Source organism: Candidatus Planktophila sp., from assembly GCF_046070465.1.
Classification (GTDB): Bacteria; Actinomycetota; Actinomycetes; order Nanopelagicales; family Nanopelagicaceae; genus Planktophila.
In genome coordinates this window covers 1-12294 of the sequence record NZ_JBJTMK010000040.1, presented here as the reverse complement: position 1 = coordinate 12294, position 12294 = coordinate 1, and the positions used below count along the sequence as shown (strand labels likewise).

General features: G+C 49.1%; 10 protein-coding genes and 1 rRNA gene. All 11 read left to right on the top strand.

Features of this window, described 5'->3' with window-relative positions; genetic code table 11:
- Positions 1-84: 84 nt before the first annotated feature.
- Entirely contained in the window at positions 85-852 is a 768-nt protein-coding gene (locus tag ACKOVI_RS02085; RefSeq protein WP_509602356.1) for a TrmH family RNA methyltransferase, read from the top strand.
- Positions 853-862: 10 nt separating this feature from the next.
- Positions 863-1870: a phenylalanine--tRNA ligase subunit alpha gene (gene pheS, locus ACKOVI_RS02080; RefSeq protein WP_509602354.1), complete on the top strand. Its 1008-nt coding sequence runs from the start codon at positions 863-865 to the stop codon at positions 1868-1870.
- Positions 1871-4327: a phenylalanine--tRNA ligase subunit beta gene (gene pheT, locus ACKOVI_RS02075; protein ID WP_509602352.1), complete on the top strand. Its 2457-nt coding sequence runs from the start codon at positions 1871-1873 to the stop codon at positions 4325-4327. It begins immediately after the preceding gene.
- 47 nt (positions 4328-4374) lie between these two features.
- Positions 4375-5394, top strand: a complete 1020-nt coding sequence (gene argC / locus ACKOVI_RS02070; RefSeq protein WP_509602351.1) for an N-acetyl-gamma-glutamyl-phosphate reductase — start codon at positions 4375-4377, stop codon at positions 5392-5394.
- Positions 5391-6539: a bifunctional glutamate N-acetyltransferase/amino-acid acetyltransferase ArgJ gene (argJ, locus tag ACKOVI_RS02065; RefSeq protein WP_509602348.1), complete on the top strand. Its 1149-nt coding sequence runs from the start codon at positions 5391-5393 to the stop codon at positions 6537-6539. Before argC ends, argJ begins: the two co-directional genes overlap by 4 nt.
- Complete coding sequence (gene argB, locus ACKOVI_RS02060; RefSeq protein WP_509602344.1) at positions 6536-7339, top strand: acetylglutamate kinase; 804 nt, start codon at positions 6536-6538, stop codon at positions 7337-7339. Before argJ ends, argB begins: the two co-directional genes overlap by 4 nt.
- On the top strand, positions 7336-8490 hold the full coding sequence (locus ACKOVI_RS02055; RefSeq protein ID WP_509602342.1) for an acetylornithine transaminase: 1155 nt from the start codon (positions 7336-7338) through the stop codon (positions 8488-8490). The genes argB and ACKOVI_RS02055 overlap by 4 nt, the downstream gene beginning before the upstream one ends.
- A complete protein-coding gene (locus tag ACKOVI_RS02050) occupies positions 8490-8945 on the top strand; it encodes an arginine repressor (RefSeq protein WP_509602341.1) in 456 nt (151 codons plus the stop codon). The genes ACKOVI_RS02055 and ACKOVI_RS02050 overlap by 1 nt, the downstream gene beginning before the upstream one ends.
- Positions 8945-10372, top strand: a complete 1428-nt coding sequence (gene argH / locus ACKOVI_RS02045; RefSeq protein ID WP_509602339.1) for an argininosuccinate lyase — start codon at positions 8945-8947, stop codon at positions 10370-10372. The genes ACKOVI_RS02050 and argH overlap by 1 nt, the downstream gene beginning before the upstream one ends.
- Positions 10369-11655: a tyrosine--tRNA ligase gene (gene tyrS / locus ACKOVI_RS02040; RefSeq protein WP_509602337.1), complete on the top strand. Its 1287-nt coding sequence runs from the start codon at positions 10369-10371 to the stop codon at positions 11653-11655. Before argH ends, tyrS begins: the two co-directional genes overlap by 4 nt.
- 510 nt (positions 11656-12165) lie before the next feature.
- Positions 12166-12294, top strand: a 16S ribosomal RNA gene (locus tag ACKOVI_RS02035); the annotation flags it as partial.

Sequence of the window (12294 nt, the reverse complement as noted above, 5' to 3'; positions counted from 1 at the left end):
TTAAAGAATGGGAAGAATAAGGGGGTGGGCGGAGCTACAATAGAAGGGTTCAAAAAGGGGCTCGAAATAGGCGGGGATTCGCGAGTGAAGGCTCTTATTGGTTCAAGAGGAAGTAAACAACGTAGAGAAGCCGGACTCTTTGTCGCCGAAGGAATTCAGGCAGCTCGTGAAGCGCTGACAGTTAAGAGCGCACCTTTTATCAAGCATCTCTATGTCACACATTCTGGTCTTTTAAAATTATCTGACTTCGATCTCAATGAGATAGATGTTGTTGAAGTTACTGAAGCAGTCATGGCTGAAATGACTTCAACTGTTACTCCGCAAGGCGTTCTCGCCCTCTGCGTGCTTCCGCGTCGCGAAATTACAGAACTTTCCGCACTCGCTACAAAAGCTGCAGCTCGAATTGTTTACTTATATGAAATTCAAGATCCGGGAAATGCTGGCACCATTTTGCGCACAGCGGATGCGATGGGTGTCGACGCAGTCATAACATCACCTGGAAGTGTTGATATGTATTCACCAAAAGTTGTTCGTTCAACTGCGGGTTCGATATGGCATCTTCCACTCTTTGAATCAGTGCCATTTGTTGAGGTAACTTCTCTCCTCCCAAACGTCCGACCGCTTTTAATGTCTTCACATGCACGAGAATCAGTTCTCGACTTACCGCTCACCAATTCATATATCTCTGTATTTGGAAATGAAGCCAGGGGAGTCGATGCATCAGCTCTCGGTATCTCGCAATCAGAGATTACTGAAGTCGCTATTCCCATGGCAGGACGTGCTGAAAGCCTTAATCTCTCGGCAGCTGCTTCGATAGTTATCTTCACGCTTTCTCGAGGGCTCGCAGGTTAGACTTCGCCCCATGAATCCAAGTGAGGTAAGCAGCTGGATCGCGGATGCCGTAAAGGCATTTTCTGCATCAACTAATCTTGAGGAGCTCAAGATTGCCCGACTAGCCCATGTAGGCGATAAGGCCCCAATCTCGTTGGCTAGCCGCGCACTAGGCTCACTTTCGCCGGAAGAGAAGGCATCTGCCGGAAAAATCATTGGCGAAGCAAAGGCTGAGATTGCAAAGGCTCTCGCTGATGCAACGGCACGCCTTGAAGCAGAACGCGATGCTCGAGTACTTCTTGAAGAAGTTGTCGATATAACTCTGCCAGTTCAGCGCACACACCGTGGTGGGCTCCATCCCATCTCCATCATCAAAAATGAAGTTTCAGATTTCTTTATCGAACAAGGCTTCTCAGTTGAAGAAGGTCCAGAGCTCGAATCAGGTTGGCTCAACTTCGACGCACTCAATATTCCTTCAGATCATCCTGCGCGCACCATGCAAGATACTTTCTATATCGAACCAGTGGAATCTGGAATGGTGCTTCGTACACAGACTTCTCCGGTCCAAATTCGCTCGATGCTGACTAAACAACCTCCGATTTATGTCATCAGTCCAGGTCGCACCTTCCGTGCAGATGAACTCGATGCGACTCATAGCCCCGTCTTCCATCAGGTCGAGGGCCTTGTTGTTGACAAGGGAATCACCATGGCCCACCTCAAAGGCACGCTCGACAACTTTGCGCGTCACATGTTCGGCGATGAAGTGACAACCCGACTTCGCCCATCGTTCTTCCCATTCACCGAGCCAAGTGCTGAAGTAGATATTTTCTTCAATGGTCGCTGGATCGAATGGGGTGGTTGCGGAATGGTCAACCCTAAAGTTCTCGCAACCTGCGGAATCGATACATCCATTTACTCGGGCTTTGCCTTCGGAATGGGACTCGAGCGCACGCTCATGGTGCGACATGGAATTACCGATATGCATGACATTGTTGAAGGCGATCTTCGTTTCACACGCCAGTTTGGAGTAGGACTATAAATGCGCGCTCCACTCTCTTGGATTAAAGAATTCGTTGATATTCCTGCAACTGTCACAGCAGAGCAAATCTCTGATGGACTTATTCGTGTTGGCTTTGAGGTTGAAGAAATCATCACACAGGGCGCAGATCTCACTGGTCCACTGAAATTCGGAAAAGTACTCTCTATCGAGGAAATTACTGAATTCAAGAAACCGATTCGTTATGTCGGACTTGATTGCGGCGAGACCGAGACTCGTTACGTCATATGCGGAGCAACAAACTTTGCTGAGGGAGATATCGTCTGCGTCGCTATTCCAGGCGCAGTTCTTCCAGGAAATTTTGCAATTTCTGCACGGGAAACTTATGGCAAAACATCAAACGGAATGATTTGTTCTGGCCGTGAACTCGGGATCAGTGAAGATCATGCCGGAATCATGACTTTCACTGAAGGTTCAGTAGAAATTGGTGGGGATGCAATCGCTGCTCTTGAAATCAATGATGTCATCTTCGATATCTCTGTTAACCCTGATCGTGGGTATGCACTCAGTATTCGCGGAATCGCACGTGAAGTGGCTGCCTCTTTAGGGCTTTCATTCACAGACCCTGTTGATGCTCTTCGTGGAATCTCTTTTAAAAATACTGGCAAAGGTGTTACCGCAAAGATTGTGGATCACGATGCGGCAAGTGTCTTCTATCTTCGTACCCTCAGTAATTTCGATCAGAGCGCACAAACGCCGGTATGGATGCGTCGCCGTATTGAGAAGATGGGTATGCGCTCCATCTCTCTCGTTGTAGATGTCACCAACTACGTCATGCTTGAACTTGGACAACCGCTTCATGCATTTGATGCGGATAAGATCACTGGCGGCCTCTCAATCAAGCGAGCCGGCTCTGTGCAGAAGTTCACAACCCTTGACGGACAAGAGCGCACTCTTGAACCTGATGATCTGATGGTCTGTGATGATGTAAAGCCATTGGCCCTTGCCGGAACGATGGGCGGGCTTGAATCAGAGATCACCGAGTCAACATCTCGCATCGCAGTTGAAGCAGTTAGATTCAACCCGGTCGCTGTCGCTAAGAACTCTCGCCGACATAAGCTTTCTTCTGAAGCATCACGTCGCCTCGAGCGCAGTGTCGATCCCTCCCTTGCTGAATTTTCATCTGCGCGATTCGTGCAATTATTGACCTCGCTTTCAACGGCCCAGCACGTTGAGACTGTTGTCGACGGCGAGCCTCGTTATGCGCCAATTGTTAAGGTCGATCCTTCCTATGTCGCATCAGTTCTGGGCATTGCAATAGCACCAGCAGAGATTGCAGCCCACCTACGTTCCGTTGGTTGCGACGTGAATGAATCTACCTTTGAGGTCGATCCTCCTTCATGGCGCTCAGATCTTCTGCAGCCTGCAGACTTTGTTGAAGAAGTAGCGCGCATGGTGGGGTATGACAAAATTCCTTCGATTCTTCCACCACGTCCACTGCACGCATCCCTGACTCCAACACAGAAGCGTCGTCGAGCGATTGCTGCCATGTTGGCAAATCGAGGTTTAGTCGAAGTTCAGACTTTCCCATTTACCAATCAAGCCACTATTGATGCGATGGGTTTTGTCGGCGAACGTGCTGCTACCTATCGCATCGCCAATCCAATGTCCGAAGAATTCCCGTTGATGCGAGTCCACCTTGTTCCAGGTCTGATTGAGGTAGCTCAGCGCAATATCAGCCGTGGCGCGAAAGACTTTGCAATCTTCGAAATGGGCTCCATCTTCCGAAGTGCACAGAAGCTGATTCCTGCGATCTCTCCAGAGCTGGGAAAGCGTCCAGATCAAAGTGTCATTGATGCGATTACGGCGAGCGTGCCACCACAGGCGTATCACGTTGCTGGTCTCCTCGTGGGTAAGACCGAGAGATCTGATTGGCAAGGAGTCGCTCGTTCATATACGTGGCAAGATGCCATCGCTTACGCGCAGGATATTTTGCAACTCTGCAATCTCAATTGGGAAATTAAGCGCTCTGATTTCGCACCATGGCATCCAGGTCGATGTGCTGAGCTCATAGTCGACGGAAAGGCAGTTGCTCACGCAGGCGAATTGCATCCGCGAATCGTCGCTGCCTATGGATTGCCAGAACGCTCTGTGGCATTTGCTGTTGGCTTGAGTGCGCTTCCCGATACCAAGTTGATACGACCATTTACTGTCGGAACAATGCCAGCAGCGCTTCAAGATGTTGCTCTGATAGTTGATGAATCGGTTCCGGCGGGAGAAGTTCAGGATGCGCTTCGCGCGGGCGCGGGAAATCTCCTGGAATCCATCACGCTCTTTGATCGATACGACAAGATTGGTGACGGAAAGATCTCGCTCGCATTCTCTTTGGTGTTCCGCGCACACGATCGCACCCTGACAGGTGCTGAAATCACCGAAGCCCGGGAAGCGGCAGTGGCAGAGGCCGAGAAGCGCACAGGGGCGGTTCTCCGTACAATCTAAAATGCATATTTATGCATCTAACTGCATAAATATGCTAAAGTGTTGCCATGAAAATTGGACTCATAGGCGGTAGCGGCTACGCCGGGGGCGAACTACTCCGCCTCTTAGCCAATCATCCTCGATTCGATGTAGTTGCCATATCGGCCCATTCGAATGCGGGGGAGGAGATCACTTCGATTCACCCACAGCTGCACAGCTACTCTGGCAGAAAGTTCTCTTCATTCTCCCCAGAAGAGTTCTCTCAGTGCGAGCTCGTTTTCTTTGCATTACCTCATGGTGAATCGTCGAAGTTGATGGTCCAATTGCCCCAAACGGTCAAAATTGTAGATCTCGGTGCTGATTACCGTTTGAAGTCAGAAGATTCCTGGAAAAAGTATTACGGCGGCGATTACGCAGGATCATGGGTCTATGGAATCGCAGATCTTCCAGGTAAGAGCGCAGAGATTGCTCAGAGTTCACGTGTAGCAAATCCTGGGTGTTACGCGACATCCATTGCACTCGGTGCAGCTCCCGCCTCCGCCTTCGCCGATCTCAGTGATGTGGTTGTAGTAGCAGCATCGGGGACAACAGGTGCAGGACGTACAGCGAAAATCAATCTCATCGCTAGCGAAGTTGCAGGTTCACTCTCTTCTTACAAGTTCGGCGGAATCCATCAGCACACACCTGAAATTGAAGAGACCCTCGCCAGCATCAGTGGGCAGAGTGTGAAGGTTTCGTTTACTCCGATACTTGCGCCGATGCCACGTGGAATTCTCTCAACTATTACAGTCAAACTCAATCAAACAATTTCTATAGAGCAAGTACGCGACGCATACGCACACTATTATCAAGAATCACCATTCGTGACCTTGCTTCCAGAAGGCCAGATGCCCAAGACGTCTTCTGTATTAGGAAGCAATCTTGCTCAATTACAAGTTGCTATTGATGCACACACCAATCGATTGGTGATTTCTGTTGCAATCGACAATCTTGGTAAAGGTGCCGCTGCACAAGCGCTGCACAATGCCAATCTGATTGCAGGGTTCGCAGCAACAGATGGTCTACTCGGAAATGGACTTGGGGCATGAATAAGTCACTTCCACAAGGCTTTCGAGCAGCCGGAAAGCATGCAGGTTTAAAGTCATCAGGTGCCTTTGATCTCACAATCATTCAAAATCTAGGTCCTCGGTTTGATGCTGCGGCTGTATACACAACCAATAAAGTCGTTGCAGCTCCAGTCATCTGGTCACGGGAAGTGACAAAGGGTGAAACCGTACGTGCTGCGATTCTCAACTCTGGTGGGGCCAATGCATGTACCGGTCCTGATGGTTTTCTCGATACTCATCGCACCGCCGAGAAAGTGGGGGAGCTTCTAGAGATTTCATCCGGTGAAGTTGTTGTCTGTTCAACAGGGCTTATTGGCGAGAGATTGCCCATGGAGAAAATCTTCGCAGGAATCGATGATTTATCTGCACGCCTGTCAGGAGACTCATTGGAAGATATTGCCAGAGCAATTATGACCACAGACACAGTCCCAAAGATTGCACAAGTTAATTTCAATGAAGTCCGTACTGTTGGAGTTGCTAAGGGAGCAGGAATGCTTGCTCCTGCGCTAGCGACGATGCTCTCGGTTGTGATGACCGATGCAATCTTGCCTGCCAATACACAAGAGATATTCGCACGGGTCTGCGATCGCACCTACAACAGAATTGATTCTGATGGTTGTATGTCTACCAATGACACAGTTCTTCTTATGGGCTCTGGCGCAAGCGGAGTTGAACTCAGTGCCTCCGAAATTGAAAGAATCTTGATGGAGATCTGCAGCTCTTTAAGTGCTCAACTCATTGAAGATGCAGAAGGATCTACAAAGACAGTTGCTATTACCGTAAAAGGTGCAGCTTCCGAAAAAGATGCAGTAGAAGTTGGTCGTGCATGTGCGCGCAACAATCTTTTAAAGTGTGCAATCTTTGGGGGCGATCCCAATTGGGGAAGAGTCCTTGCTGCAGTTGGAACCGCAGATGCCGAAATAGATCCTCTGACTATTGATGTCATTCTCAATGGAGTTCAAGTTGCCAAGAACTCAGCTCCATTTGAGGATAAGACGAAGGTCTCTTTTGATAATCGCTTGGTAGAGCTCATCATTGACCTCAATGCAGGTGCATCGACCGCCACTGTGCGCACCAATGATTTGTCCCATGATTACGTTCATGAGAATTCGGCGTATTCAACATGATGGCCACCAAGGACATTCTTGTCGTCAAATTTGGTGGCCATGCTATGAGTGACAACGATGGAGCATTCGGAAAGATATTGGCATCAGCAGTCGCTCAAGGACTTCAGGTAGTTGTCGTCCATGGCGGCGGCCCTCAGATAAATGCCGCTCTCAAGACCGCAGGGATTGAATCAACTTTCGTTGGAGGGTTTCGCGTAACAACTCCAGAGACTTTCGAAATTGTTGAGAGTGTTCTCTCCAATGAAGTAGGACCGGCCGTTGCCACCACTCTCACTAAGTCTGGCGTTGCTGCTCTTGCGATATCGGGACGACATTCAGGAACAATCTTTGCAAAGAAACAAACAACTTTGGTGAACGGAGAATCAGCCGACCTTGGACTTGTCGGCGAAGTGGAAAAGATTGATCCCACTGCAATCGAAGTCTTACTCGAAAAGGGAGTAGTCCCAGTAATTTCACCTATCGCCAATGACCTCGAGAGCGATGGAGGACTCAACGTCAATGCCGACATTGCCGCAGCTGCAGTTTCAGGTGCATTGTCGGCGAAAGAGTTAATAATCATGACTGACGTGCCCGGCATTTATCGCAATTGGCCGGATAAGGATTCGCTGATTGATGCTATCTGTTCTGATGAGCTTGAGAGCATCAAATCTACTTTTGCAGAAGGTATGGCGCCAAAAGTACAAGCTTGCCTTGAAGCAATTAAGGCAGGCGCTACAGCCGTTCGAATAATTGATGGAACAAATCCAGAAGCTTTCGCACATGCGTTGGCTCACACAGGGGGAACGTTGGTGGTTGCATGAAGGCTTGGACAAAATCACTCCAATCAAATTACGGAACTCCCACCCTTGAGCTCGTCTCTGGAAAAGGTGCTTCAGTAACCGATGTGAAGGGGGTTCGGTACCTAGACTTCCTGGCAGGGATTGCTACAAATGTTTTAGGTCACGCCCATCCCGCAGTTGTGAAGGCAGTGTCACAACAGATTGCAACTCTTGGGCATGTCAGCAATTTCTATGCACATCCCAACGTGATCGCACTTGCGTCAAAGCTAAGTGCATTGACGGGGGATAAGCAGGCGCGTGTCTTCTTCTGCAACTCAGGTGCAGAGGCAAATGAGGCAGCGCTCAAGCTTTCACGGAAAACTGGCCGTACGCGAATAGTTGCCACAAAAGATTCATTCCATGGTCGCACCATGGGGGCGCTCTCTCTGACAGGTCAGCCAACGAAAAGCGAAGCATTTAAACCGCTGATTAAGGGAATTGCACACGTTCCCTATGGTGACATGGGTGCGATGTTGAAGAAGGTGAATAAGAAAACTGCCATGGTGATTGTTGAACCAATCATGGGTGAAGCCGGCGTCGTTGTTCCTCCTCACGGTTATCTGCAGGCACTTCGCGAACTCTGTGATGAGACCGGTGCGCTGCTTGTCTTTGATTGCGTGCAGACGGGCATGGGTCGCACCGGAGATTGGTTTGGTTACGAGTATTCAGGTATTAAACCGGATGTCATTACTTTGGCGAAGGGTCTAGGAGGTGGCCTTCCACTCGGCGCCATGATTGCACTCGGTGATGCTTCTCAACTTTTCCAGGCTGGCGATCATGGTTCGACTTTCGGTGGAAATCCTGTCGCAACTGCTGCGGCTCTCGCTGTTATTAGTACCATAGAGAAGAATTCTCTTCTCACAAGAGTCAGCGCAATCGGTGTTGAATTAATGGCTGATCTGGCGCTAATTGAAGGCGTGAAGTCTGTCAGAGGTGCTGGACTTCTTATTGGAATTGAATTTTCGCAACCCATTGCCAAGAAGGTTGCTCTTGAATGTCAGAATAACGGTGTTCTCGTCAATGGCAATAGCGAAACAGTTATTCGTATCGCACCGCCACTTATTGTGACAGATAGAGATGTGGCGAAGTTCCTGAAGGTATTTACTGAAAGCGTGCATGAGGTGCAGAGATAATGTCAACTGTTGTAGCACGTCGCGCACAAGCGATAGCGCTCATCAAAGCGGGAGTGATTTCCTCACAAAGTGATTTGGTGAAAGAATTAAAGAAGAAAGGTTTTGCAGTCACGCAGACCACAGCTAGTCGTGATCTCGAAGAAATCGGTGCTGTTCGCGGTCGCAATGGTTACACGATTGCCGAAAGTGATAACGATTCGATGGCGAGATCGATGCCTTTGCCGGGTGATCTCATCCTCTCTGTTGAATCCAGCGGAAACCTTGCAGTCGTACGAACTCCTCCCGGGGGAGCGCAGTTCTTGGCAAGTTCACTCGATCACTCTGGTTTGAAATCAATCATTGGAACTATCGCAGGAGACGACACGGTCTTAGTAGTCTCCCGAAAAGCAAGCGGCGGAGGCGAACTCGCGAAAGAATTGCTCTCCTATCGTGATGGTAAGAAAGGTCGTAAGTAATGGCGCTCTGGGGCGGTCGATTCTCTGATGGGCCGGCAGATGCCGTCTTTGCTCTCTCTCGTAGCGTTCATTTCGATTGGCGCTTGGCCCCATATGACTTGCGCGCCTCGCTGGCCCATCTCGATATTCTTGAATCAAGCAGCCTGCTCAAGAGCGATGTGGCTTCAGCAATTCGTGGTGCGCTCCAAGAGCTCATCTCAGAGGTTGCATCAGGTGCGTTTCACGCAATCGATAGCGACGAAGACGTTCACTCTGCCCTCGAGCGCGGGCTGACCGAAAAATTAGGCGATATCGGTGGCTCGCTACGTGCTGGGCGTTCTCGCAATGACCAAGTGACGACAGACCTACGCCTCTATGCGATCGACCATATGCTCGCTGTGGCCGAGCACATTGTGGCTCTTCAATGCGCACTGATTGCAAAGGCCGAAGAATACGGCGATGCAACGGCACCGGGATTTACGCATCTGCAGCATGCGCAACCAATTCTCTTCGGTCATGAAATCGCAAAGCATGCACATGCATTTGCTCGTGATCTCGATCGCATCAATGATTGGATTGCGCGCACATCTGTAAGCCCACTTGGCTCAGGTGCACTTGCTGGCTCATCGCTTCCATTGGCGCCAGAGAAGACTGCAGCAGCTCTCGGCTTTACCTCATCCGCCGCCAATAGCATTGATGGTGTATCGGATCGCGATTTCGTTGCGGAGGCGCTCTTCATTCTTGCAATGGTTGGCAGCCATCTCTCTCGAATAGGCGAGGAGTGGTGCATCTGGGCAACAACTGAATTTGGTTGGGCTAAAGTTGCCGATGCATATTCAACTGGTTCATCGATCATGCCACAGAAGAAGAATCCGGATATGGCAGAGCTCGCTCGAGGTAAGGCCGGTCGACTTGTAGGTAATCTGACTGGACTGCTTACGACACTCAAGGGTCTTCCATTTGCTTACAACCGCGATCTTCAAGAGGATAAAGAACCCTTCTTTGATTCAATCGACACAGTGCTACTCGTTCTTCCAGCGGTAACTGGAATGGTGGCGACAACAGACTTCGATCGTGAAAAGATGGCACTTGCTGCGCCTCTTGGCTTCTCACTTGCAACTGAGATTGCTGATTACCTTGTACGGGCCCATGTCCCTTTTGCTCATGCGCATGAAGCTGCAGGTAAGTGTGTTGCACTCTGCGAATCATCCGGACGTCAGCTTCATCAATTAACTGATGCGGAGCTCATTCATGTCCACCCATCTCTACTTCCTGACGTTCGAGAGGTTCTGACAGTGCATGGTGCGTTGGCATCTCGCACAACAATCGGTGGAACATCACCGCAATCATTTGCTCAACAAATTCAAAACTTAAAGTCCACAGTCCAGGCCGATGAGAAGAAATTCGGCGACAAGAACAAGGCCTTCTCGGCCATGATGGGTGCATGATGACCGCAATAAACAATGACTTACTCGATGATCTGAAATGGCGTGGGCTTATCGCGCAAACGACCGATGAGGCTGCCCTGCGCGAATCGCTCAAGAAGCCCATCACGCTCTACCTCGGTACCGACCCAACTGCGCCCAGTATTCACGTTGGCAACTTGGTTCCCCTTCTTGTCATGCGTCGCTTCCAGTTAGCCGGACACAACCCCATCCTTCTCGTTGGGGGAGCGACTGGCCTGGTTGGAGATCCAAGTGGTCGCAATGACGAGCGCTCACTCAATGACACAGCAATTGTTGAACAATGGGTTAACCGCATCAAACTTCAGCTCTCTAAATTTATGGACTTTGAAACAACGCACAACCCAGCAACAATGGCCAATAACCTTGACTGGACTGCGCCGCTCTCTACGATCGCATTCTTACGCGATATCGGAAAACACTTCAGTGTCAATCAGATGCTTAATAAAGATTCTGTATCTTCTCGATTAGAGAAAGATGGAATCTCCTACACAGAGTTTTCCTATCAAGTTTTGCAATCTATGGATTATCTCGAGCTCTTCCGACGCAGTAACTGTACGTTGCAGATTGGTGGATCAGATCAGTGGGGAAATATCACTGCAGGCCTTGATCTCATTCGTCGCGCAGAAGGCGGAAGTGCCCATGCACTTACAGTTCCACTACTTACTAAGGCTGATGGAACAAAGTTTGGAAAAACCGCCGGTGGTTCTGTATGGCTAGATCCAGAGATGACTTCGCCTTATGCATTTTTCCAATATTGGTTGAACTCCGATGATGCAGATGTCATTAAATTCATTAAAACATTCTCATTTAAAACACGAGAAGAGATTGAAGAACTTGAGAAGACACATAATGAAAATCCTGGTGCACGTGAAGCGCATCGAGCGCTTGCTCGTGAACTCACTTCACTTGTGCATTCACCTGAAATTGCACAACGCGTTGAAGTTGCAGCACGCGCTTTATTCGGTCAAGCAGATCTTGCAGAACTCGATGAAGCAACACTTGCATCTGCCATTGCAGAACTTCCGCGCACAACAGTAAAGGCAGGGGAGGAGCTACCAACATGGGTTGATCTTCTAGCTGCTACTGGAGTTGTTGATTCAAAATCAGCGGCTCGTCGCATCGTGAAGGAGAGTGGCGCATATCTCAACAATGAAAAGGTCCCAGCAGAGGATTTCAAGCTCGAAAAAATCCACTTTTTATGCGGAAAATATGCACTTTTACGTAAAGGAAAGCGCGATCTCGCGGCAGTAGAGCTCATCTCGTAAATCTCTTTAATACAAAAACCTCACTTTTTATGCGTAAAAAGTGAGGTTTTTGCGTTGTACAGCAAATATGAGCCATCTCACCCCGGATTAGGCCCTTTTGGTCATATGCCGATTTGACCTGTCAGGTGGAGCCACCTATAGTTACGACCCTTGCTGTGGAACGAACGAAATAAGCGCGAAATCGCTAAAAACGGTCGTACAGCAGAAGTACCTAAGATCTAGCCGATTTGACCTGCGAAGGTGTGATGGACTAGGTTTTGCGGTCTGCCCTGAAAAGTAGAAGAAATTCTGCGAAGCAGTGCGCATCCGTACCTTGAGAACTCAACAGCGTGCCATAAGTCAATGCCATTGAATGGCTTTACTAGTTGTGCAAACAATCTAGGGTCATTCAATAAATAAATACTTCAATGAAGTATGGATACTTCGGTATCAATACTCGTTGATTTCCTTTGGTAATAAGACTAAATAAACGACAGTTTGTTTGTCTCGTAAAGCTAAAGATCAAACATTTCTATGGAGAGTTTGATCCTGGCTCAGGACGAACGCTGGCGGCGTGCTTAACACATGCAAGTCGAGCGATGAAGCACCTTCGGGTGTGAATTAGCGGCGAACGGGTGAGGAACACGTGAGAAATCTGCC

What these genes read in the sequence shown, in the direction of transcription:
- pheS (WP_509602354.1), top strand. Translation starts at nt 863, where the DNA reads ATGAATCCAAGTGAGGTAAGCAGCTGGATCGCGGATGCCGTAAAGGCA.
- pheT (WP_509602352.1), top strand. Translation starts at nt 1,871, where the DNA reads ATGCGCGCTCCACTCTCTTGGATTAAAGAATTCGTTGATATTCCTGCA.
- argC (WP_509602351.1), top strand. Translation starts at nt 4,375, where the DNA reads ATGAAAATTGGACTCATAGGCGGTAGCGGCTACGCCGGGGGCGAACTA.
- argJ (WP_509602348.1), top strand. Translation starts at nt 5,391, where the DNA reads ATGAATAAGTCACTTCCACAAGGCTTTCGAGCAGCCGGAAAGCATGCA.
- argB (WP_509602344.1), top strand. Translation starts at nt 6,536, where the DNA reads ATGATGGCCACCAAGGACATTCTTGTCGTCAAATTTGGTGGCCATGCT.
- ACKOVI_RS02055 (WP_509602342.1), top strand. Translation starts at nt 7,336, where the DNA reads ATGAAGGCTTGGACAAAATCACTCCAATCAAATTACGGAACTCCCACC.
- ACKOVI_RS02050 (WP_509602341.1), top strand. Translation starts at nt 8,490, where the DNA reads ATGTCAACTGTTGTAGCACGTCGCGCACAAGCGATAGCGCTCATCAAA.
- argH (WP_509602339.1), top strand. Translation starts at nt 8,945, where the DNA reads ATGGCGCTCTGGGGCGGTCGATTCTCTGATGGGCCGGCAGATGCCGTC.
- tyrS (WP_509602337.1), top strand. Translation starts at nt 10,369, where the DNA reads ATGATGACCGCAATAAACAATGACTTACTCGATGATCTGAAATGGCGT.